Below are 21,381 nucleotides of genomic sequence, written 5' to 3' on the forward strand. Positions count from 1 at the left end.
GCCCCATGGCAGGCCCCCTAGGCGGATTGACCGTTGTTGATTTCAGCTGGGGGTACGCGGGCGCAGTCGCCACACAATTCCTTGCCGATTACGGCGCCGAGGTGGTCAGGATCGAGCCGCCGGAGGGCGACCCAATCCGCCGCCATGCCGGCTTTCCGATGTGGTTCCGCGGGAAGAAGAGCGTTGTCCTGAACTTCAAACGCCCGCAGGAGCTGGCCCAAGCCCAGCGCCTGGCGGCGAGCGCGGACATCGTGGTGGAGACCTTTCGCCCTGGAGTGGCCGAGCGGCTGGGGCTGACCTATGAGGCCCTTTCCCAGGACAACCCAGGATTGATCCACTGCGGCATCACGGCCTTCGGCAAGAGAGGTCCCTACGCCCGCCTGAAGGGGTATGAGGCCATCGTGCACGCGAAAATCGGGGCCTCCGACCATATGAAGTCGCTGGCGCCGCGGCCGGGGCCGGCCTTCAGCCCGCTGCCGGCGGCCGGGTTCAGCGCGGCGCAGACGGCGCTCCAAGGCATCCTGGCGGCGCTGCACGTGCGGCAGAAGACGGGGCTGGGGCAGAAGGTGGAGACGACGCTGATCCAGGCCTGGGCCTCCCACGACCCGTGGATGGGATTCATCGAATACCTGTGCGAGAAATACCCGGAGGCCTACAAGGTGACGCCCATGGTGCCGGTGGCGGGGACGCCCATCACCTCCTACGCCTTCCGGCTGATGGTGGCGATGACGAAGGACGGGCGCTGGGTGCAGTTCTCCCAGACGGCGCCGCACCTGTGGAAGGCGCTCGAGCGGGGGCTTGGGATCGAAGCGACGCTGCAGGCGGACCCGGCCTTCAAAAACGCGCCTGAGATGGAGACCTACGCCGACTCCGTTCGCTTCTGGGAGTTGCTGCTGAACACGGTGCGCTCGCGGACGCTGGCGGAGTGGCAGGAGCACTTCAAGCAGCACCCGGACGTGGGGATGGAGGTGTTCCTTTCGCCGGAGGAGGCGACGCGGCACCCGCAGATGCTTCATAACGGCCATGTGATCGAGCTGGAGGACCCGAGGTTCGGGAAGACGCGCCAGCTTGCGCCGATGGTGAAGCTCTACGCGACGCCAGCCCCGCCGCCAGTCCCGGCGCCCGACCTGGGCCAGCACACGAAGGAAATCTTAGGGCGGCCCTACGCCACCCCTAAGCCTGCCCCAAATGGGGCGGCAAACGTCAAAGGCAGAGCGCCGCTGGAAGGCATCACGGCCATCGAGCTTGGGCACTTCTACGCCGCGCCCTACGGCTTGACGATCCTGGCCTCGCTCGGCGCGACGGTGGTGAAGCTGGAACCCTTGCGCGGCGACGACATGCGCATCGCGATGCCGATACCGGAGACGGCGGCGGTGAAGGTGCTGGAGGGAAAGCGAAGCGTCGCAGTCAACCTGGAGACGGCAGAGGGGATGGAGATCGCACGGCGACTGGTGAAGAGGGCCGATCTGCTTATGACGAGCTTCCGCGGCGGAGTGACGAAACGGATGGGGCTGGACTACCCAACGCTCCGCCATCTGAACCCGAACCTGATCTATCTGAACGCGCCAGCCTATGGCGTGGACGGCCCGTACAGTCGCATCCCGGCCTATGCCTCCACCATCGGCGCGGGGATGGGCTACGGCTTCCTTATCGCGGGGCCGAAGGCGCAGAACCCGGACCCGAACAAGATCACGATGGAAGAGCTGAAGGCGCTGACGACGCGCCTGCGGGTGGCGACGACGGGCGGCGGAAACCCGGACGGGCTGGCCGCCCTCGGCGTGGGCACGGCGCTGCTGCTGGGGCTGGTGACGCGCGACCGGACAGGGACGGCGCAGGAGATGCTGACGACGATGATCGGCACGGCGGCTCAGTGCAATGCGGCGGAGATGGTCCAGTACGCCAAGAAGCCGCCGGTGCAGAGGACGGACGCCGACCTGAACGGCCTCCACGCGCTGGATCGGCTCTATCAAGCCGCTGACGGGTGGGTGATGGTGGCCTGCCTCCAGGAAGAGGACTGGCAGGGCTTCGCGAAGGCGCTCGCGCCAGCGGTGCCCGGCAAGGCGGAACTGGCGGCGGACCCGCGCTTCGCCGATAGAGCCTCCCGGCAGAGGAACGATCCCGTCCTCACCGGGCTCCTGAGCAGCGCCCTGGCGACCCGGAAGGCGCAGGAGTGGGAGGAACTCTTTGCGCCGCTGGACGTGCCGTGTGTGAAGGTGGAGCCAGGGCCGATTTTCAGCGGCATCTACAAGTCGCCGGTCTTCACGGAGAACGGCTTCATCGCCGATGTCTCGCATCCCATCTTCGGCGATTACCCGCGCCTTGCGCCGTTGAGCCGGCTTTCGCTGACTCCGGGGGTGGCGAAGCCGGGGGTGGTGCTGGGGCAGCATACGGAGCAGGTGCTGCGGGAGCTGGGGTATAGCTTAGAGCAGATCGAAGCCCTGGAGCAGGCAAAGGTCATTGGAAGAGGGAAGGCCTGATGCACACGAAAGAAGAGCTTGAGCGGGCGCTAGCGGCGGCGGCAAAGACATTCGGTTTGACGTTCAAGGACGCCTCGCCGCCGAAGGAAGGCTTTGTGAAGGCGAACGGCCTGAAGATGCACTATCTGGATTGGGGAGGCAAGGGGACCACCATCCTCTTCCTCCACGGCGGCAACCAGACAGCCCACACCTGGGATCTGACCTGTCTCCAGCTGCGCCAGCAGTACCACTGCTACGCCCTGGACCAGCGCTGCCATGGTGAGACGGATTGCCCTAAAGATGCGGACCTGATGCCCTTTGACCAGCGGGAAGACGTGAAGGCGGCCATCGAAGGCTTAGGGCTGAAGAAGCTGGTGATCATCGGGATGTCCATGGGCGGGCTGAATACGATGGCCTATGCAGGCAAGTATCCGGAGCGGCTCCAGGCCGTCGTCATCGTGGACGTGGCGCCTGCGATCAGCAAGAAGGGGATGGAGGAGACGGGCCGGTTCCTCCAAGACAGCCGTGTCTTCGATTCGATAGAACACGCGCTGGACGAATCGCTGAAGTTTCTGCCCGCGCGCCCGCGAAACGGGCTGCGCTACAGCCTGATGCACGCCCTGAAGCAGCGCCCCGATGGGAAGTGGACGTGGAAGCATGCCATCTCGCCGAACCTCAAGCAGCGCGGAGGGGCAGAGGAGGCCTTAATGCATTATGGCAAGCTCTGGGCAGAAGTGAAGAAGATCCCCTGCCCAACGCTTGTGGTCCACGGTGAGAAGAGCAACGTCCTGGACTGCGCGGGGGCGGACAAACTGGCGAAGACGCTACCCAAGGGACGCTCCGTGCACATCCCCGGCGCCGGGCATACCGTTCAGGGAGACCAACCGAAGCTCTTTGCCAAGGCGGTGGCCTCTTTCCTGAAAGAAGTGCTTTAACCGTGCATCTGCATCTGCATCTGCATCTGCGAAACCTCTTCGTCAACCCAGAGACCTGGGCGACCAAGAAGACTGTCAGCGGCGGCTATCGGCCTCCTCTAGTTCCCCACCATTGACCTTCTATCGGGCAAGTCGGGCTCGGGAACATTTGGGCGGGGGTCTCCGTCATATCTAGTGAAAGCACTTTTCCTAGATAGATTTGGAGGCCCGGTATGCAGAACTGGATCGAACCCCTTATCAAGGCGCTATGGGCGATGCACGTCCCCCCACGCTATCAGATGGCGGTGGCCCGCGTAGCCGTTACGGCGAGCCGCCGGACCATGGGTGGGAGGTAGCGCGATGCGAAGACATCTCCTCTTCCCAATCTCCGCGCTGGCGCTCGCGGGGCTCTTCATCGTGACTGCGTGTTCGACGGAAGCGGACGCCTATAGCCGCAAGCCTGCGCAGACGCCGCCGGATGGACCTGGCCGCGTAGTGCGGTCAAACGAGGGCATTGACCCCGCCGTCTGCAATCCCATCCACAATATCAACGCCTGCACGCCCGATAACCCTCCCAGCAGCAAGCCGAAGGCGCAGGCGATCCCCGCACCGATAGAGAAGGTCACCATCGTTATGTTGAAGTCCTACCCGGCGCAGTATGTGCTGAACATCACCTCCGGCCTGCCAAGCGGATGCGCGAAATTCGGGCACGTCAGCTGGGTGGTTGAGGACTCGACGTCAACGGTAGAGGTGCAGGTGTATAACCTCATGCCCAGCAGCCCGATGATGGCCTGCACGACGATCTACGGGTACTCCACCAATTCGGTGAGCATCGGGTCGCTGACGCCGGGCAAGACGTACACGATCAAGGTGAACGACTACTCCACCACGCTGACGGCGTAGCCCCTCACGCCGTCGGTACATGCAGAGGCCCCGGGCGCGATGCCCGAGGCCTCTCTCATTTCGAAAGAGCCGCTGCTAGGAGGCGAGCCAGATGACCTCCGCCAGGTGACCGCCCTGGTGGAAGGCCTCGCCGCCGGCGGACTGCTGGTAGGAGTTGCGCAGACGTCCCGAATAGGTGATGTAGCGGGCCGGCTCCGGGAGCGGCAGGCGCTTCAGCTCCTTCTTTTCAAGGCTCCAGACCTCAAGGGCAATCTGGCGCATGCGCTCATCGGTGACGCCGCGGGCGGCTTCGGCGGCCAGATCATCTATGCGGGCGTTGTTGTATTCCATGAAGTTGGCGGCGTTGCTCCGGGTGAGGGTGACCAAGTCCTGGGCGGCAGTGGCCAGGGGCTGGGTGAAGTAAACGGTGAGCCCATCGAAGTTCTGATGGGGTTGACCCGGGTTATAGCCCACCGCGGCGTAGTAGACGTTGATATCGGAGACCTGGTTCACCTTGATGGAGATGCCCAGGTTCTTTTCGATATCGCCGACGACGGCCAAGACGGTGTTAGGCAGGTTGGTGTATGGGTTGAAGATCAGGTTCACCGTCTCGCCAAGCCTGCGCCCGGAGGCGACCCAAAGCTCCTTGGCCTTGGCGGGGTTAAAGACCCAGGGGTTCTCATCGTCGTTCGCGAAGCCTTCGGCGAACTTGGCGAGGGCGGGGTTTTCATCGTACATGATGCCGGTGGAGACGGTGTTGGGAACAAGGCGGCCTGCGCCGGTGAAGACGTTGTTGATGATGCCCTGCCAGTCCACGGCCTTGCCGATGGCGATGCGGGAGCGGATATCGGCGAAGGCGGCGCCTGCGCCATCCGTCTTGAAGCCCAAGCCGTAGATGCTCTTGGCGCTGAACATTTCGACGATCTGGCAGGACTGGCACTGGCGGCCGAAGTTCACGGCATCGGCAGGTGTGACGAGGCCGATGCTGAGGGCGCTATCCACCTGGCCTGTAATCAAGGCGGAGCGGGCCAGCGTGGCGGTGAGGATAACGAGGTTATGCCGGTCTATGTAGGGGAGAGGCTTGCCATCGGCGCCGTTCTTCCAGAACTTGGTGTTGGCGACGAACTCCGTGCGAACAGGGCGATCGAACTTATCCATGATGAGGGCGCCGGAGCCGACGGCGCGCTTGGTGTAATCGCCATCGAGGGCGAAGACCTCCGGCGGGACGAGGCGGGACTGGAAATCGGCCAAGGAGTTGGGGAAGTAGGGGTCGGCAGCTTTGACCGTGACTTCCAGCGTGGCGGAATCAACGGCGCGGAGGGTATCAATGTTGGACCAGTGGGGCCCCTGCGTCACTGTTGGCTGGGGAGAGCCATCGGCCTTCTTGAGCCTGCCGAGCCAATAGTTGATGCTGTGGACCGCATCATCGGCCACGAATTTGCGGCCGTAGAGGGGCGCGAGCTTGGCATCATAGCCGAAGGCGCTGGCGGCCGGGCTCTGCCAAGCGGCGTTGGGGTTCAGTTTGAAGGTCCAGACTTTGCCATTGCCCGTCTGGGACCAGGAGGCGGCTACATCGGCCTCCGGAGTGCAGGTGCTAATATCGCCGACCTTCTGGTTAGGGGCAACGGCGCAGCGGACCAGCTGGCTATAGACAGGCGTGGTGGCCGCCATGGTGGTGAAGGAGCGGCTAAGGACGGGGTCAAGGGAGGCGGGCTGGGCGCTGTTGGCGTAGGTGTGGGTGCCGCCGCGCCGAGGAGCGGCCTTCCAGTTCGGTTGGTTCTGAATCCAGCGGAAGCCTTTGATAGCGTCCGTTTGCGCGCCAAGACCGGGCTGCGGCGTTGGCGTGGCCGTTTGAACGACGACGACCGGGGTGTTTGTGGGGCCAGGCGGGCGCGTGGGCGCCGGCGTGGGGGTAGCGATGACGATCTGGGGCGTGGCAGTAGGCCCAACCGTTGGCTCATCATCATCCCCGCCACCGCAGGCGACGATGACCAGCCCGACGATAGTCATAAGGGAGACGAGGGTCAGCAGGCGGAATCGTGTAATCACGGTGACCTCCACATCTGGTGTTGCGGAACGGCGTCGCGGAACAAGGTGCCCATTAGCTAAACCGATAGGGCGAGCGCTGTCAACCCTTGTGGGCGGTAACCTCTCGCCTCAGCGGCCCGTTATCCAGGTCTATGCCCGCTCCAAGCCTGCCGAAACGGCGACGGCCGAATACCGATCCAGGCCGATGCGACGGAAGGGGCGGGCGAAGGTGACATCGTAGAGGGGAGACCTCGGGCTGCGCGCGAGTCCTTTGGCGATTGCGTCGGTAGCGTCTTGAGACGTTGTCTCATAAAATGAAATGTACCGGCCATCGCCGGGGAAGGGATTGTTGCGCTCGAATCGCTCAACGCGCTGGAAGGCCCCGGTCTTGAGCAGGGCAGTGGCGTAGGTATTCATGTACCACCGCTCGGCCTGGGCCTCCTTGCCCGGCTCCCTGCAGCGCCCCATCTCCACATAGAGGCCGGTGACGCGGGCAGGGCGCCCTTTCCCTGCATCCTTCGCGCCGATGAACCTGTAGTTCTCTCGGTATCTGCCCAAGAGGTGCGGCGAGAGGGTCATCTTGATCTTGCGATCGTGGTCGCGGAGCTCTTCATAGGCCTTATCCAGGTCGGAGCGGGTGGTGTAGTAGAGGGAGAGGTAGATAGGGTCGCCGGGCTTTGGGGCGGCGTTCTCAAAGCGGGTAGCGGTGTAATAGATGCCGGAGCTAAGGATATCGGGGACATGAACCTCGTCATACCACTTGTTGTAGTCGGCGATGTGGGCGGGCGATGTGCAATCGGTGAAGACGACGACGACGCCAGCAGGGTGTTTCGGCGGCATTGTTGCGTTCCTTTGCCTAGGCAGAAGCCACGCTAGCCACGCTTGGCCCAGGCGGTGTAGGTAGAGGCAGCTCCTGCCTTTTCTATGAAGTACTGGACCTCTATGGTCAGTGGCAGAAGATAACGGATGTAGGTGCTCCAGCCGGTGACGCGGGGGGTGTCCGTGAACCGGCGAACGGGGGTGACGGTGAGATTGGGGTGGGTCTTTTTGAAGGCCCGAGCCGAGGCGGCCATCTTGTCTATGGTCTCGCGCTCATAGACGCGGATGCCGAAGTGGTCGCCGGAGGGGGCGATGGCGGGCGTAGGGCCGGAGACGAGGTAGAGGAGCTGGGTCATCTGGTAGAGGTGGAAGACGAGGCGCTTGCCGTCTATGGTCAGGTAGTCGAGGGGTTTCCAGCCAAAGACTTCGCCAAGGAAATGCTTGAGCTCTTCTCGGCCTTCGCCGGTGAGAATGCGCCTCTCCACGGTAAGGGCGACGTGGTTGATATCCGGCGGGCGCATGCGGCTCGCTTAGGCCGGCGGAACTTCGCGGGGGAACTGGAGGAGGAGGAGCCGGGCGCCGCCGGGGCCAGCGGAGAGGAGCGGAGGAGGATCGCTGGGGGTGATGTGGATACAGGCCTTTTTGCCAAGGGGCGTGCCATCACAGATGATGGAGCCTTCGATGACGGCGTAGCAGTGGCCGCCAGTGCCCTTGGGAGAGGCTCCAGCGGTGGAGGCGCCGGGGGCAAAGGCCAGGCCGGAGGCTTTGACGCCATCTTCGCGCTCCAGGAAGTCGCGGCGGCTGACGCCTGCGGCGGGGATGGCGGGCATATCGGCAGGGACGACGAGGTTGCGCCCGGCCTTACGTGCCAGCTTGTCCCGTGATTCGGGCATGGCGAAGAGGCCGCCTTCGGCGTGGATGCGGATGACGAGGAACTCGATGCCCTCCGGCCCGGCGACGATAGGGCCGTACGGGGTATAGCCATCCACATAGTGCAGGGTGAGGCCCTGCACGGCCTGCTTGCCGACGGTGGCGGAGCCGCCGATATAGACGTGGTACTGGTTGACGCGATGGAAGTGTGGAGGCAGGGTGCCGCCGGGGTTGGTCACCTCCGTGATGTAGGCCTGGGGAAGGCGGTCGTCCTTCATGGGGCCGCCGATGATGTCCGTTAGGCGATAGTGGACGCCTCGGGAGTCTTTGGCCTCCCGAACGGCCAGGGCTTCAAGGGGCTTCACCGGCATAGGCACCTCCAACGCTGGGGCGAAGGATAGCGCAAAGGCATGCCTCTCCGCCACTGCCGCAATCCTGCAGCAGATTGCATGCCTTCCCGCATGACACCGCAGGCAGGCACGGCCGATGCTGGTGGATAGCGCGCCTCCAGCCAGCGGCGGAGGCGATGGAGCCCATCAGGGCCGCGCCACCAGCGGAAATTGGTGGAGCCCTCCGTAGTGACGGAAGAGGGCGCGCTGTAGAGTAGTCACGTGGGGGCGGGACATCCGCCTCGGCTTAGCGCCCCCTCACCGGCCTGCCGAGGCGGATGTCCCGATTCCTTACGATCCCAGAGCCTGGGGCCGAACGAACGGAGTAGGAGGCGGCGATGGAGCTCACGCAAGAGACGATGCCGGACGGAGAGTGGCTGCGACGGATGTCCCGAGCCTACCATTGGGTCCGCACACAGGTGGACCTGGTGAAGGCTGTGCTGGACGGGAACCCGACCCAGCGGGAGGTAGGCTCTCTCTCCACCGTCTCCCAATGGTTCCCCACGGTCCTCCAATCGGTGCAATCCATACCGGCGCCTCGCTCGATACGGGGCAAGCGCGCCCAGCGGCACTTGGTGCAGGCGATCGAGCTGTACCACGAGGCGGCGAAGCAGAGCGAGCTGACGCACAGCCGCAGCGGCGCCCAATGCGCGTGCGGGGAGACGCACCAGCACGGGCGGGTGAAGGTGCCCAGGGCCCAGCTCGTCTCGCTGCGGCATGCGTGCGCCAAGGCGCGGAGTCATTTGCGCGTCACATCCAACTATATGCTGGCCAAGGCGGCACAGACCCAAGAGCAGCCAATGGCGACAGCTCTGGCCCAAGCGGCCTAAGCGCGAAGGAGCACAAAATAGGAGGGCGAAGTGTCCGCCCTCCTATTTTGTATTGCCTTAGATCCACGCAGCCCGCGCTCGGCATGGTAGGATTCCGGCGGCTCGTTTCCAGTCCAGCCGTGGAGGCCGCCGTGAAGCAGTTCGATATGTCGCGCATATCCGTTGACCCGTTCGGGTCGAAGCTGGGGATACGGCCCGTGAAGGTGGCCCACGGCTCCAGCCTGGTGGCGGTGGAGATAGACGAGCGGCACATGAACTCGAACGGCTATGTGAACGGCAGCGTCTCCTTCGCCCTGGCGGATGCGGCGATGGGCCTGGCCATCGCGACGGACATGCTGAACAGGAAGACCTCTTCAGCGACGCTGGAGATGAAGCTGAACTTCCTACGAGCGGCCAAGGGCGGACGGCTGGAGGCGGAGGCGAAGGTGATCCGAATCACGGAGCGGTTCGCGATGGCGGAGGCCACGATACGGTCAGGGGAGCATGAGGTCGCGCGGGCGCTGGGGACCTTCGCCATCCTGCCGCTGACGGAGCACGTGCGCTCCTCCCTAAAGCGGGCGCGGGAGCAGAAGCCGGGTTAGGCGCCGCTCCACCTCCTTCGCAAACGGCAGGCTTTTCACAATCGATGCGGGCGGCCGGATATCCGGCCGCCCGCATCGATGCCACAGATCCGACGCTACTTATTCAGCCAGACGTTTTCGAACTTGTGAGCGGAGCTGACGACGAAGGCGCGGGAAACCGGAAGGTTTTCAACGTAGGGATGCACGCCGAAGACGGTGGTCAGCTCGGCGAATGGGACAAAGGTCGCCCACTCGAACATCCTGCGCTGGAGGTCCCAGACCATGTCGCGCCGCTTCGCGAAGTCCAGCATCTGCTCCTGGTCGGCGAGGATTTTGTCCAGGTCAGGGTTGGCAAGCTTGCCGTAGTTGTTGGCTCCTGTGGAGGAGATGTAGTTCACGATCTGGTCGTACGGGTCGTCCAACGTCTGACCGCCGCCGGCGGTGCCGATATCGAAGTCGTTGCGGAGGAGGCGCGCGGTCCGGTCGGCGGTGGCCGCGATGACCTGGAGGGTGGTCTTGATGCCTGCCTTGCCGAGGAGGGTGACGAGGGCTTCTGTGTAATCGGCCTGCTGGGGAACGCCGATGACGACGAGGTTCAGAGACGCGGGGTCTACGCCCGCCTCTTGGAAGAGCCGCTTGGAGAGCTCGAAATCCGCCGGGTCCTTTGCGTTGTTCTGGAGGCGGAACCCGGGCGTTCGCAGGAGCTCTGCATCCGTGAGGGTGAATTTGCCGCCCATCTTTTCCGGCACGAGCCAGGTCGGCGGATAGCGGAGGCCGCCGCCGCGGACGATATCGGCGATGGTCTTGCGGTCAATGGCGACGCTGATGGCCTGGCGGACCTTCGCGTTTGCCAGAGGCCCGCGGGAGCCGAAGAAGAGGATGTTCATGCTGGCGCTATTGCCGATCTTGACGTTCGGGATGGACTTGCGGGCTTCGTCCTTCTGCTCGGGAAGCATGTCGCTGCTATAGCCGCAGGTGCAATCGAGACGGCCTGCGCGGAAGGCGGCGAAGGTGAGGGCCTGATCCGTGATGAACTGGTAGGTGATGCCGTCCAGGTAAGGCGTCGCCCGGCCTGCGGCGTCCTTTTTCCAGTAATCGGGGTTCTTCACGAACTCCGTGACGACGTTCGCTTCGAACTTCTTGTACTTGAAGGGGCCGGTGCCGATGGGGTTCTGCTTCCACGCGCCCTGCACGTCTTGCGAATCGGCTGAGTACATGAGCATGAAGGGCGTGGAGAGGGCGTAAATGATCGAAGCGCTCGGTTGCGAGAGGGTGACGGTGAAGGTGTAATCGTCCGGCGCGGCGAAGGACTGGATGGAGCGGAGGCGCGGCAGCATAGCCTGGGCCTTGGGGTCGGTGCCGTTCTTGGCCCGGGTGAAGCTGAAATTGACGTCCTTGGAGGTGAAGGGGGCGCCGTTGTGCCACTTCACGTCTCTGCGGAGGTTGTAGGTGATGGTCTTGCCATCGGCGCTGATGGAATAGCGCTCCACAAGGTCGGTGCGGATGGTGGAGCCGTCCACCGCGTCAATGTAGGTGAGGTTGTTGAGCAGGTTCTGCAGGATGATGGCCGAGAACTGCCCTGATGTGGAATAGGTGTCCCATTCGTTGCCGAATGCGCCGGAGATCCGGATGTTGAAGGTGCCGCCGGTCTTGATGGGGCGCGGCGTGGGTGTCGAGGTGGGCGCAGGTGTCGGCGTCGGCGCTGGAGTGGCCGTCGGCCCTTGGGTCGTGGGGGCGGGGGCGGTGGTGGCCGTGGCGGCAGGTGGGCGCGTGGGCGCCGGTGTCGGCTCTTCTTCGTCGTCGCCGCCGCAGGCGGCCAAGACCATCGCCAGGATGACGGCGATCGAGAGGGCGAGCCACGATTTCTTTGTGAGTGATCGGATCATGAGACCTCCATGACTTTCTATCGGAACGGAACCTTGCTTACAGACAAATGTCGACACGTGTTATAGCAATCAAATTCCCCGCAGTCAAGAGAAAAACAGCCGAATCCGCGTAATGGTTCACAGGGGCGGGCGTTGTTCAGGCTCGTCACTACCGCGAAGGTAGCTCATCGTGTAGGATGAATGGGCCTGAGGAGCAAGGGGTTTGCATGGCGAAAGTGAGCAATAGCAAAGAGCCTTCCTTCGAGGAGGCCTTTCGGAGGCTGGAAGAGACGGTGCAGGCACTGGAGGGCGGCAACCTGAGCCTGGCGCAGGCGACCTCCCTTTACGAGGAAGGGATGCGCCTTGCGAAGGTCTGCTCCCAGCGCCTGGACACCGCCGAGCTGAAGATCTCCGAGCTTCAGGCGGCCTTCGCGAGTGCGACGGGGCAGGACGAGGATGCGGCGATGGACGAGGACGACGATGCCTGAGGGAGCCGTCCCGACGCCCGTCCGCGGCGACTTCCACATGCACACGTGGTACTCCAAGGACTGCGTGACGCCCCCCAAATCCTTGGTGGCGCGGGCGCTCAAGGTGGGCCTCACCTGCATCGCGGTGACGGAGCACAACAACGTAGAGGGGGCCCTGGCCGTAAAGAGTCTCGCGCCGCCTGAGCTCAAGGTCATCGTCGCCGAAGAAGTGAAGACGACCCACGGCGAGATCACGGGCTTCTTTCTGGAAAAGACGATCCCTCCGGGCCTTTCGCCGCTGGAGACGTGCAAGCGGATCAAGGAGCAGGGCGGCCTGGTCTCCATCCCGCACCCCTTCGACCGCGTGCGGCGCTATGTGCTGAAGCGCGAGGTCTTTGAGCCTATCCTTCCCTACGTTGACATCGTCGAGATTTTCAACGCGCGCACCACCCTCCTCCGCGACTCCAACCGCGCCCTGGACTTCGCGAAGGAGCACCGCTTCGTTACCGGCGCGGGGAGCGACGCCCACTGCGCCTGGGAACTGGGGCATGTCTCTGTGGAGATGCCGGACTTCGACGGGCCGCAGGAGTTCAAGGCGGCCCTGGGACACGCCAGGATCCGCGCCAGGCGCTCGACGCCGCTGGTGCACGGCGTGAGCAAGTTCAACACCTACCGCAAGAAGCTCTTGGGCTACCGGATCAAGCCTTCCTAGCCAATGGCGAACGACTTTCACATCGGCCTCTTCGCGACTGGGCGCGGGCAGGGCTCCCGCCAGCTCCTGCAGGCGATCCACGAGGCGATCCGATCGGGGCGGCTGAAGGCGAAGGTCACCTTTGTCTTCAGCAACCGGGACCAGGGGGAGTTCGAGCCGACGGACGGCTTTTTCCAGATGGTGCGCGGCTACGGCTACCCCCTGGTGACCCACTCCTTCCGCAAGTTCAAGGCCCGAGCGGGCGACGATCCGGCATGGCGGGACAATTACTACGGCGAAGTGATGCAGAAGCTGGCCCCCTACAAGCACGACCTGTGCGTGCTGGCGGGCTACCTGCACATCTTCAGCCCGGAGATGTGCAGGCGCTACCCCTCCATCAACCTGCACCCGGCGGCGCCGGGCGGCCCCGTGGGGATGTGGCAGCAGGTGATCTGGGAACTGATCGAGAAGAAGGTGACGCACAGCGGCAATACGGTCTTTTACGTGACGGAGGAGATGGACAAGGGCCCGACGGTCACGTATTGCACCTTTTCGCTGCTCGGGCCGCTGTACGATGTCCACTGGAGGGCGGTGGAGGGCAGGCGGATAGCCTACCTGGAGAAGAGCCCAGGGGAGGAGCTGCCCCTCTTCAAGGTGATACGGGAGCAGGGGGCGCTGCGGGAACGGCCCCTGTTGGTGGAGACGCTGCGCGCCTTTGCGGACGGCAGGCTGCGCCTGCAGGGCGGCGCCGTGACGGACGCAAGCGGCAGGCCGGTGAAGGGTCTGGACCTGACGGCGGAGATCGAGGCGGTGCTGAAGGGCTGAGCCCTACGCCGTCTTCTGCTCCGGCATCTGGGCGGGCTGGCCGTTGCCCGTAAGGAGCAGGGGCTGGCGCTTGGAGCGGACCGTCTCTTCCGTGATGACGCACTTCCGCACGTCCGTCATGGAGGGGATCATGTACATCACGTCCATGAGCGTCTCTTCGATGACGGTGCGGAGGCCGCGCGCGCCGGTCTTGCGCTTGAGGGCCTCATCGGCGGCGGCTTGGAGCGCCTTCTCATCGTAGACCAGGTCTACCTTATCGAGGGCGAGGAGGCGCTGGTACTGCTTCATGAGGGCGTTCTTGGGCTCGATGAGGATGCGCACCAGGGAGTCGCGGTTCAGGGCCTCCAGGCCCACACAGACAGGCAGGCGGCCGACGAACTCGGGGATGAGCCCGAACTGCATGAGGTCGTCGGGGATAAGGTGCTGGAGCTGCTGGTAGGCCTCTTCCTGGAGGTTGCGGATGGGGTTGACGCCATCGGTGGAGCGGAAGCCCATGGCGGCAGGGCCTTGGCCACGGCGCTTGGCGACGATTTTCTCCAGGCCTTCAAAGGCGCCGCCGCAGACGAAGAGGATGTTGTGCGTCTTGAGCTGCAGGAACTCCTGGTAGGGGTGCTTGCGGCCGCCCTGCGAGGGGACGTTGGCAGTGCAGCCTTCGATGATCTTGAGAAGGGCTTGCTGGACGCCTTCGCCGGAGACATCGCGGGTGATGGAGGGGTTCGCACCCTTGCGCGCGATCTTGTCAATCTCGTCAATGTAGACGATGCCGATCTCCGCCTTGGAGATATCCCATTCGGCGGCCTGGATAAGGCGCAGGAGGATGTTCTCCACATCCTCGCCCACGTAGCCGGCCTCGGTGAGGCTGGTGGCGTCGGCGATGGCAAAGGGGACATCGAGGATCTTGGCCAGGGTCTGCGCGAGGAGCGTCTTGCCGGAGCCGGTGGGCCCGACGAGGAGGATGTTGCTCTTATCAACCTCGATGGCGCCGGGCTGGCCGCCGGTCTTGACGCGCTTGTAGTGGTTGTAGACGGCGACGCTCAAAACCTTCTTGGCCTTCTCCTGGCCGACGACGTACTCGCTCAGCTGCTCGTAGATGCGGTGGGGCGTCAGGCTGCCGACGGGCGAGCCCTTTGCGGGAGCGGCCGCCGCGGGGGCCTGCTCGCCAATGATGCGCTGGCAGAGGGTCACGCACTCATCGCAGATGTAGACCTTGCCCGGCCCGGCGATGAGGCGCTTGACCTGCGCCTGCGCCTTGCCGCAGAACGAGCATTCGTACTGCGCCCGGGGCCCGCGTGGAGGGGGAGGTGGTGGTGTCGTCGTCGCCATTCGGCTCCTTACGTAGTGGTATGCCGGAAGGGAAGGCTGTCTAGCGGACGGCGGCTATCTTTGCTTGTTTGCCTGTGAGGACATCGTCAACAAGGCCGTATTCCTTGGCCTGCTGGGCGTCCAGGTAGAAATCGCGGTCGGAATCGCGGGCGATGCGCTCGTAGGGCTGGCCGGTGTTGTCGGAGAGGAAGCGGCGCAGCTTGTCCTGAAGGCGCAGGATCTCCTTGGCGGCGATTTCGATGTCCGTCGCTGAGCCGCCGGCGCCCCCCTGGGCCTGGTGCATGTGGATGGTGGAGTTGGGCAGGGCGAAGCGCTTGCCCTTGGTGCCGGAGGAGAGGAGGACGGTGGCCATGCTGGCGGCCATGCCGACGCAGATGGTGGAGACATCGCAGCGGAGGAGCTTCATCGTGTCGTAGATCGCCAGGCCGGCGCTGACGGAGCCGCCGGGGCTGTTGATATACAGGCTGATGTCCTTCTCCGGGTCCTCACGGTCCAGGAAGAGAAGCTGGGCGATGATGAGGTTGGCGACCATATCGTTGATGGGCGTGCCCAGGAAGAGGATGCGCTCGCGGAGGAGGAGGGAGTAGATATCGGAATAGCGCTCGCCGCGGGGCGTCTGCTCGATGACGGTGGGGACGTAAACGTTGCTGGGCGTCTGCATGTGGTAAGCCTCCATGTCTCGCTGTTAGGCCGGTGCTTGCTGCGTGGCGATCTCGACGAGCCGATCCAGCACCTTCCGCTGCTGAAGGGTGCGCTGGATGGACCGCCTGCCGTTCTCGTTGTCGAAGATGCGCTCGAACTGCTTGATGTTCTGCTCGCCGCCCGAGGTGATGAGCCCGCTCAGTTCCTGGTCTATCTCATCCTCGATGACGTCAACCTTTTCCTGCTTGATCAGTTCGGCAAGGGCGAGGGAGCGCTTGATGCGCTCTTCGGCCATGGGCTTCATCTCTTCGATGAGGGCCTTCTGGCTCTTGCCGATGCTCTTGAGATATTCGTCCAGGCCGATCTTGCTGCGCTGGAGGCGATCGGTCTGCTCCTTGAACATCTCCTCAGCCTCGCGCTGGGTGATGTTCGGGGAGAAGTCGAAGGCGGCCTTCGCGACCACTTCGTCCAGGGCCTTCTCCTTCAGCTTCTCTTTCGCTTCCCGCTCGGCGTTCTCCTTGAGGCGGTTGGTGACGAAGTCTCGCAGGGCCTGCATGGAGTCATACCCATCGCCCACGCCCTTGGCGAACTCGTCATCGAAGGCGGGGAGCGTCTTCCCCTTCACGTCCAGGACCGTGACGCGGAAGGAGACTGTTTTGCCCGCCATGCTCTTGCGCACGTCCGATTCCGGAACGGCGATGGAGAAGTCTTTCGTCTCGCCCGCCTTCATCCCGGCAACCTCTTCGGCGAAGCCGAGGATTGGGGCTTGGGCGCCTTCGACGAGGCGGTATTGAACGGCCTTATCGCTGCCCATGGGCTTGCCCTCGGACTCGGCGGACATATCAAGCGTCACCATATCGCCCATCCGGGAGGGGCGGTCCGCCGGCTCCCAGGGCGTGTTCTGGAACCGGATATCTTCCAGCACCTTGACGATCTGCTCTTCCGTGACTTCCACAGGCTCGGGCGTGAGGCGGATGTCCTTGTAGCCCGCCAGGTCTACCTTTGGCGTCAGGTCTACCGTGGCCTTCCACTTGATGCTGGGCTCCACACCCTCCAGGGCCACTTGCGGCACGCCGATGGCTTCCAGGGATTGCTCCTGGATGGCCTTCTGGGTCACCTCAGGGATGAGGTGGTTGACCGCCTCTTCCATGATGGCAGCCTCGCCGATGTACCGAGCCAGCATCGCCTTGGGGACCTTGCCCTTGCGGAAGCCGGGGATGCGCACCCGCTGGCTCACGTGGTTATAGGCGTGTTCCTTGGCGCGGTCTACTTCAGGCTGCTCAGCTTCGATATTGAGGACGACTTGACGACGGGGAAGTTGTTCTACGGTGACTTTCACGAGGGGGACTCCACAGGCCTAAGTGGAACTATTATATCAGTAGCCCCTCCTTATGGACAACGAAGGGCTGACACTACCTTAGATGTGTGGGGGCATCCAAAGGAGACAGCCTGCGGAGGAAACTTTACAGAAGGAGGGACGGGTAGGTGTGGGGCAACGAGTTGCTATGAGGCAACTCGGCTCGACTGCCTCAGACGCTCAAGGATCCACATACGGGCCAACGTCGTCGGTCCGATGCCCTTCTCACTCGCCTGCATCCTCAGTGCCTTCAGTGATCGCGCATCGAAACGGATCGTGATTCCCTGGCTGAGATTTTTGGCGAAGCGAACCTTGGCAACCTTAAATTCATCCTGGTAGTCAGCCATATCGTGGCTGTCGAACCAAGCGGCCTCTTCTTCCCGGCTCGAAAATGTGGGGATGCGGTTAGTCGCCTGGACTCTTTTCTTGGCCATAACTCAGTCACCTGCCTCCCTTTCGTTGGCTATAGATGCGGCGCTCTTGTCTGCTCGAGGGCCGGGCTGTCACGACATAATAGACACCGGGTGTTTCAGTGGCATCGAGCACTATCGTGAGTATGCGCCCCTTTTGTGTGGGCCCAAGCACAAGGAGGCGTCCGAACTTTCCCATCTGCGCGACCGGCTCGGTGTGACAGACCTCTTCAACATCGTCCGGTTTGACTTTGTGTCGAGCGATATGAGCGACGTTGCCGGGGTTCCAGACAAGACGGCGAACGGAGAGCATAGGCAATTGTAACACAATGCGTTACAGACCGCCGTAATGCCTACGTCGCCTTCCTAATCTCTATCCCCAGCTCTTTCAACTGGGCTTCGCTTGCGGGAGAGGGCGAGCCGGTCAGCAGGTCGGAGGCGCTCTTGCTCTTGGGATAGGCGATCACATCGGCGATGCTCTTCTCGCCCGCCAGGATCATGACCCAGCGGTCTATGCCGGAGGCGAAGCCGCCGTGGGGCGGCGCGCCATACTCGAAGGCACGGAGCATGTAGCCGAACTTCGCCTGGATCTCATCGGCGTCCAGTCCCAGGATGCCGAACATCTTCTGCTGGAGGGCGCGGTCGTGGATCCTGATGCTGCCGCCGGCCACTTCATAGCCGTTGCAGGCCAGGTCATAGGCCAGGGCGCGCACCTTGCCCGGCGCGGTATCCAGCAGGGAGACATCCGCCAGGTTGGGCGATGTGAAGGGATGGTGCGTGGAGACGAACTTCTTGTCCGTATCGCTCCATTCCAGGAGGGGAATGTCAATGATGAAGGCATAGGCGAGGCTCTTGGGGTCGGCCAGCTTGAGGCGTTCGGCAAGCTCGCGCCGTATCCCGTCCAGGGCGGCGTTGGTGCTCTTGGCATCGCCCGCCACGATGAGCAGCATATCGCCCTGCTTGGCCCCCACGCGATTGGCGATAGCCTTCACCTGCTCCAAGGGCAGGTATTTGGCCACCGGGGAGCGGACATCCTCCGCCTTTAGCGATCCGATATCGCCCGTCCCGGTAAGCTGGGCGCTCACCAGGCCCTTGGCGCCTTTGCTCTTGGCCAACTCCGTCAGCTCGTCCACCTGCTTGCGGGAATAGGCGGCCATCCCAGGGGCGTTGATCGCCTTGATGACGCCGCCTGCCGCCACCGCGCCCTTGAAGACGGCGAACTCCGTCTGCTTCACGAGATCTTCGATGTGGCTTAACTCCAGGCCGTAGCGCAGGTCCGGCTTGTCCGAGCCGTACCGGCGCATGGTCTCTTCATAGCTCAGGCGCGGGAAGGGCGACGCGGCGAGCTTGAACTCCGGCGCAACGCGCTTCGCGACGCTGGTGTAGATCTCCTCCATGAGCCGCAGGATGTCCTCCTGCTCCACAAAGCTCATCTCCAGGTCCAGCTGGGTGAACTCCATCTGGCGGTCTGCGCGGGAGTCCTCGTCGCGGAAGCAGCGGGCGATCTGGTAGTAGCGCTCGTAGCCCGCCACCATGAGCATCTGCTTGAGCTGTTGGGGCGATTGGGCCAGCGCGAAGAATTTCCCAGGGTAGACGCGGCTGGGAACCAGGTATTCGCGCGCGCCTTCGGGCGTGCTCTTGAAGAGGATGGGCGTCTCCACGTCCAGGAAGTCGCGGGCGTTCAGGAAGTCCCGGATGTGCTGGACCAGCTTGTGGCGCAGGATGATGTTGTGCTGCATGCGCTGCCGCCGTAGGTCCAGGTAGCGGTACTCCTGGCGCAGGGAATCGTCCACCGGGGAGTCTTCGTTGATATAAAAGGGAGGGGTCTTGGCCTGGTTCAGCACCGTCACTTCCCCAGCCGCCACTTCGATGGTTCCTGTGGGCAGTTTGGCGTTCTCCGTCCCTGCCGGGCGCTTGTTCACCGTGCCTTTGATCTGGAGAACCCACTCGTTGCGCACGTCTCCGGCCACCTGCTTCAAGGCAGGCGTCTGCTCCGGGTTGATGACCACCTGGGCCAGGCCGGAGCGGTCGCGAAGATCAAGGAAGGTCACGCCCCCGTGGTCGCGGCGGCGATTCACCCAGCCCGCCAACGTCACGGTCTGCCCGGCGTGGCTGATGCGCAGGTCGCCGCAGTTATGTGTCTTGAGCAAGTCAGGCCTCCGACGACCGTGCCGCTAGGGGGAATACGTCAGAAGGGAATCAGGTTAAATTATAGGTTTTGGCGATGCTCTTCACAAGGTAAGCGGGCTGTCCGGACCGCTCCAGCACCACCGTGATGCGAAGGCCCTCGCCGGGGCCTTTCACTAGGGCGAACATCGTGGGGCCGCTGCCCGCCAGGTGGATGTGCTTCGCCCCGGCTTCGGCGAAGCGCCGGCGGTGCGATTCGAAATTCGGGAAGACCTTCACCGCGACGCGCTCAAAGCTGTTGTAAAGCAAGTCTTCTCTCAGGGGCGATTTCGTCTTCATGGCGGCCAGGAGGCGGTGCGTCGCTTCGCCGTGGGAGTAATCGGTAGGCGTGAGCGCGCCATAGAGGCGGGCCGTCTTCTTCTCGAGCTCTATCGGCGGCTTGGTGATCACCAGCGAGAACTCGGGCAGCGGCGGCAAGACGGTTATGCGCTCGCCTCTGCCCTCCGCAAGGGCCGTGCCGCCCGTGAGGAAGAAGGGCACGTCCGACCCAAGCTCGGCGGCCATTGCCGAAAGCTCTGCCTTGGGGACCGCTCTGCCCCACAGCCGGCAGAGGCCCACCAGCGTCGCCGCCGCATCGGTCGAGCCGCCGCCGAGTCCGGCGGCGACGGGGATGCGCTTCACCAGGCCGATGCGCGCGCCCGACCTGACGCCCAGGCGCGATCGCAGGAGCTTGGCCGCCTTGAGCACCAGGTTCTCTTCCGGCGCGATGCCTTCCGCTTCGCTCTCCACGAAGATGTCCGGCGCCTCCGCGAAGGTCAGGTCGTCAGCCAGGTCAATCGTCTGCATCACGGTGGCGATCTCGTGGAAGCCATCGGCCCGCTTACCGAGGACCTCCAGCGTCAGGTTGATCTTGGCGTAGGCCTTGAGGCTAAGCATTTTTTTCAGACCCTTCTCTCCCCTGCGTGGGAGAGAACAAAAGAGAGGGGGCAGACACGTTACACACCGCCGCCCCTTTTTAGGGTTGCATAGAGCGCGCCCCACTCCTCCAAGGATAGCGTCTCCGCCCGCCGCTCCGGCGCGATGTTTGCCGCCCCTAGGGCGGCGATGACCGACTCTCGGGGCAGGCTGAGCCCCCGCGTGAGACAGTTGGCGAGCTGTTTCCGCCTGGCGCTGAAGCCCGCACGAACGACTTCGAAGAAGGCTGCCATCTCCTTCGCAGGGACGACCTTCGGCTGTGGGCGAACGTCCAGCCGCAGGATGGCCGACTCCACCTTCGGCGGAGGATAGAAGCTCCCAGGCTTCACCAGGTCAATGATCTTCGGCTCGGCGTAGAGCTGTGTCGAAACGCTAAGGAGGCTCATATCGCCGGGCTTTGCCGAGATGTTCTGCGCCACTTCGCGCTGGACCAGGACCACCAGGGTCGTCGGGCGGACGCCCGACTCCAGGAAGGCGCGGATGATGGCGGTGGCGACGTTATAGGGCAAGTTGGCCACCACCTTATAAGGAGGCCTGGCCCTCTGGCTCTTCAAGACGGCCTCCGGCGCAAGCTCCAGCATATCGCCGATGACGACGGTGAGTTTTTCGGAGGCCATCTCCTCCATCACTACACCGGCCATCTGCTCGTCCTTCTCCACCGCGATGACGCGCCTGGCCTTTGCCAGCAGGATACGGGTCAGCGAGCCGAGCCCAGGCCCCACTTCAACGATGGTGTCGTTGGGCGTGATGTCAGCGGCGCCGGCGATGCGCAGCAGGATATTGCGATCGAACAGGAAGTGCTGGCCCAGGCTCTTGCGCGCGCTAAGGCCGTAGCGGTCAAGGAGGGCCTTTGCGGAGGCGGCGTCACTCATGCCGCGCTCCTTTGGTGTAAGAGACGGCGATAGGCCGTCTCTTCGTCTCTCCCCCGGCGGGAGAGAACAAAAGAGAGGG

Annotated in this window: 20 protein-coding genes; 7 read left to right on the forward strand and 13 right to left on the reverse strand. The window is 63.7% G+C overall.

Annotated features, from left to right (window positions below; all coding sequences use genetic code 11):
- The first annotated feature begins 5 nt into the window (after positions 1-5).
- The 3 genes from FJ039_04290 to FJ039_04300 all read left to right on the forward strand — a co-directional run bounded on the left by FJ039_04290 (position 6) and on the right by FJ039_04300 (position 4,273).
- Positions 6-2,477, forward strand: a complete 2,472-nt coding sequence (locus FJ039_04290; protein MBM4405390.1) for a CoA transferase — start codon at positions 6-8, stop codon at positions 2,475-2,477.
- Positions 2,477-3,391, forward strand: a complete 915-nt coding sequence (locus FJ039_04295) for an alpha/beta hydrolase (protein MBM4405391.1) — start codon at positions 2,477-2,479, stop codon at positions 3,389-3,391. The genes FJ039_04290 and FJ039_04295 overlap by 1 nt, the downstream gene beginning before the upstream one ends.
- Before the next feature lie 339 nt (positions 3,392-3,730).
- Positions 3,731-4,273, forward strand: a complete 543-nt coding sequence (locus FJ039_04300; protein ID MBM4405392.1) for a hypothetical protein — start codon at positions 3,731-3,733, stop codon at positions 4,271-4,273.
- Positions 4,274-4,348: 75 nt separating this feature from the next.
- On the opposite strand, the gene FJ039_04305 is transcribed toward FJ039_04300, so the two are convergent.
- The 4 genes from FJ039_04305 to FJ039_04320 form a co-directional block, all read right to left on the reverse strand.
- On the reverse strand, positions 4,349-6,301 hold the full coding sequence (locus FJ039_04305; protein ID MBM4405393.1) for an ABC transporter substrate-binding protein: 1,953 nt from the start codon (positions 6,299-6,301) through the stop codon (positions 4,349-4,351).
- Positions 6,302-6,430: 129 nt separating this feature from the next.
- The gene (locus tag FJ039_04310) at positions 6,431-7,120 is read right to left on the reverse strand and encodes a hypothetical protein (GenBank protein ID MBM4405394.1); all 690 of its coding nucleotides are present in this window, start codon (positions 7,118-7,120) and stop codon (positions 6,431-6,433) included.
- 32 nt (positions 7,121-7,152) lie between these two features.
- Positions 7,153-7,620: a hypothetical protein gene (locus FJ039_04315; protein MBM4405395.1), complete on the reverse strand. Its 468-nt coding sequence runs from the start codon at positions 7,618-7,620 to the stop codon at positions 7,153-7,155.
- A 9-nt stretch (positions 7,621-7,629) separates the two neighbouring features.
- Positions 7,630-8,340, reverse strand: a complete 711-nt coding sequence (locus FJ039_04320) for a hypothetical protein (protein ID MBM4405396.1) — start codon at positions 8,338-8,340, stop codon at positions 7,630-7,632.
- Between the two features lie 511 nt (positions 8,341-8,851).
- Here FJ039_04320 and FJ039_04325 point away from each other — a divergent pair.
- Complete coding sequence (locus FJ039_04325; protein ID MBM4405397.1) at positions 8,852-9,769, forward strand: PaaI family thioesterase; 918 nt, start codon at positions 8,852-8,854, stop codon at positions 9,767-9,769.
- Between the two features lie 95 nt (positions 9,770-9,864).
- Here FJ039_04325 and FJ039_04330 read toward each other — a convergent pair whose 3' ends face one another.
- The gene (locus FJ039_04330) at positions 9,865-11,634 is read right to left on the reverse strand and encodes an ABC transporter substrate-binding protein (GenBank protein MBM4405398.1); all 1,770 of its coding nucleotides are present in this window, start codon (positions 11,632-11,634) and stop codon (positions 9,865-9,867) included.
- Between the two features lie 206 nt (positions 11,635-11,840).
- On the opposite strand from FJ039_04330, the gene xseB reads away from it, so the two are divergent.
- Genes xseB through FJ039_04345 form a run of 3 tightly spaced genes read left to right on the forward strand, consistent with a single transcriptional unit; the run spans position 11,841 to position 13,596 of the window.
- The gene (xseB, locus tag FJ039_04335; GenBank protein MBM4405399.1) at positions 11,841-12,101 is read left to right on the forward strand and encodes an exodeoxyribonuclease VII small subunit; all 261 of its coding nucleotides are present in this window, start codon (positions 11,841-11,843) and stop codon (positions 12,099-12,101) included.
- Positions 12,070-12,792, forward strand: a complete 723-nt coding sequence (locus FJ039_04340) for a PHP domain-containing protein (protein MBM4405400.1) — start codon at positions 12,070-12,072, stop codon at positions 12,790-12,792. Before xseB ends, FJ039_04340 begins: the two co-directional genes overlap by 32 nt.
- Positions 12,793-12,795: 3 nt before the next feature.
- Positions 12,796-13,596 (forward strand): phosphoglycerate transporter, encoded by an 801-nt coding sequence (locus FJ039_04345; GenBank protein MBM4405401.1) that lies wholly within the window; start codon positions 12,796-12,798, stop codon positions 13,594-13,596.
- A gap of 3 nt (positions 13,597-13,599) precedes the next feature.
- On the opposite strand, the gene clpX is transcribed toward FJ039_04345, so the two are convergent.
- From clpX to rsmA, 8 genes are all read right to left on the reverse strand, one after another.
- On the reverse strand, positions 13,600-14,919 hold the full coding sequence (gene clpX, locus FJ039_04350) for an ATP-dependent Clp protease ATP-binding subunit ClpX (protein ID MBM4405402.1): 1,320 nt from the start codon (positions 14,917-14,919) through the stop codon (positions 13,600-13,602).
- Positions 14,920-14,959: 40 nt separating this feature from the next.
- Complete coding sequence (locus FJ039_04355; protein MBM4405403.1) at positions 14,960-15,580, reverse strand: ATP-dependent Clp protease proteolytic subunit; 621 nt, start codon at positions 15,578-15,580, stop codon at positions 14,960-14,962.
- A gap of 24 nt (positions 15,581-15,604) precedes the next feature.
- Positions 15,605-16,900: a trigger factor gene (tig, locus tag FJ039_04360; GenBank protein MBM4405404.1), complete on the reverse strand. Its 1,296-nt coding sequence runs from the start codon at positions 16,898-16,900 to the stop codon at positions 15,605-15,607.
- Positions 16,901-17,064: 164 nt separating this feature from the next.
- Positions 17,065-17,352: a hypothetical protein gene (locus FJ039_04365; GenBank protein MBM4405405.1), complete on the reverse strand. Its 288-nt coding sequence runs from the start codon at positions 17,350-17,352 to the stop codon at positions 17,065-17,067.
- A 7-nt stretch (positions 17,353-17,359) separates the two neighbouring features.
- Positions 17,360-17,641, reverse strand: a complete 282-nt coding sequence (locus tag FJ039_04370) for a BrnT family toxin (protein MBM4405406.1) — start codon at positions 17,639-17,641, stop codon at positions 17,360-17,362.
- Between the two features lie 40 nt (positions 17,642-17,681).
- Positions 17,682-19,478, reverse strand: coding sequence for an aspartate--tRNA ligase (aspS, locus tag FJ039_04375; protein MBM4405407.1), 1,797 nt, complete (start codon positions 19,476-19,478; stop codon positions 17,682-17,684).
- A gap of 49 nt (positions 19,479-19,527) precedes the next feature.
- Positions 19,528-20,391 carry a 4-(cytidine 5'-diphospho)-2-C-methyl-D-erythritol kinase gene (gene ispE / locus FJ039_04380; GenBank protein MBM4405408.1) on the reverse strand — a complete coding sequence of 288 codons (864 nt, stop codon included), beginning with the start codon at positions 20,389-20,391 and terminating at the stop codon, positions 19,528-19,530.
- 59 nt (positions 20,392-20,450) lie between these two features.
- Complete coding sequence (rsmA, locus tag FJ039_04385) at positions 20,451-21,302, reverse strand: ribosomal RNA small subunit methyltransferase A (protein ID MBM4405409.1); 852 nt, start codon at positions 21,300-21,302, stop codon at positions 20,451-20,453.
- Between the last annotated feature and the right edge of the window lie 79 nt (positions 21,303-21,381).

This window comes from Chloroflexota bacterium, from assembly GCA_016875535.1.
GTDB lineage: Bacteria > Chloroflexota > Dehalococcoidia > SHYB01 > SHYB01 > VGPF01.

Bases quoted from the DNA above. Each gene is read 5' to 3' on its own strand.
- FJ039_04355 (MBM4405403.1), bottom strand. From the start codon at position 15,580: ATGCAGACGCCCAGCAACGTTTACGTCCCCACCGTCATCGAGCAGACG.
- FJ039_04315 (MBM4405395.1), bottom strand. From the start codon at position 7,620: ATGCGCCCGCCGGATATCAACCACGTCGCCCTTACCGTGGAGAGGCGC.
- FJ039_04300 (MBM4405392.1), top strand. From the start codon at position 3,731: ATGCGAAGACATCTCCTCTTCCCAATCTCCGCGCTGGCGCTCGCGGGG.
- FJ039_04320 (MBM4405396.1), bottom strand. From the start codon at position 8,340: ATGCCGGTGAAGCCCCTTGAAGCCCTGGCCGTTCGGGAGGCCAAAGAC.
- FJ039_04370 (MBM4405406.1), bottom strand. From the start codon at position 17,641: ATGCTCTCCGTTCGCCGTCTTGTCTGGAACCCCGGCAACGTCGCTCAT.
- FJ039_04345 (MBM4405401.1), top strand. From the start codon at position 12,796: ATGGCGAACGACTTTCACATCGGCCTCTTCGCGACTGGGCGCGGGCAG.
- ispE (MBM4405408.1), bottom strand. From the start codon at position 20,391: ATGCTTAGCCTCAAGGCCTACGCCAAGATCAACCTGACGCTGGAGGTC.
- rsmA (MBM4405409.1), bottom strand. From the start codon at position 21,302: ATGAGTGACGCCGCCTCCGCAAAGGCCCTCCTTGACCGCTACGGCCTT.
- FJ039_04290 (MBM4405390.1), top strand. From the start codon at position 6: ATGGCAGGCCCCCTAGGCGGATTGACCGTTGTTGATTTCAGCTGGGGG.
- FJ039_04330 (MBM4405398.1), bottom strand. From the start codon at position 11,634: ATGATCCGATCACTCACAAAGAAATCGTGGCTCGCCCTCTCGATCGCC.
- FJ039_04295 (MBM4405391.1), top strand. From the start codon at position 2,477: ATGCACACGAAAGAAGAGCTTGAGCGGGCGCTAGCGGCGGCGGCAAAG.
- FJ039_04365 (MBM4405405.1), bottom strand. From the start codon at position 17,352: ATGGCCAAGAAAAGAGTCCAGGCGACTAACCGCATCCCCACATTTTCG.
- xseB (MBM4405399.1), top strand. From the start codon at position 11,841: ATGGCGAAAGTGAGCAATAGCAAAGAGCCTTCCTTCGAGGAGGCCTTT.
- FJ039_04340 (MBM4405400.1), top strand. From the start codon at position 12,070: ATGCGGCGATGGACGAGGACGACGATGCCTGAGGGAGCCGTCCCGACG.
- FJ039_04310 (MBM4405394.1), bottom strand. From the start codon at position 7,120: ATGCCGCCGAAACACCCTGCTGGCGTCGTCGTCGTCTTCACCGATTGC.
- FJ039_04325 (MBM4405397.1), top strand. From the start codon at position 8,852: ATGGTTCCCCACGGTCCTCCAATCGGTGCAATCCATACCGGCGCCTCG.
- clpX (MBM4405402.1), bottom strand. From the start codon at position 14,919: ATGGCGACGACGACACCACCACCTCCCCCTCCACGCGGGCCCCGGGCG.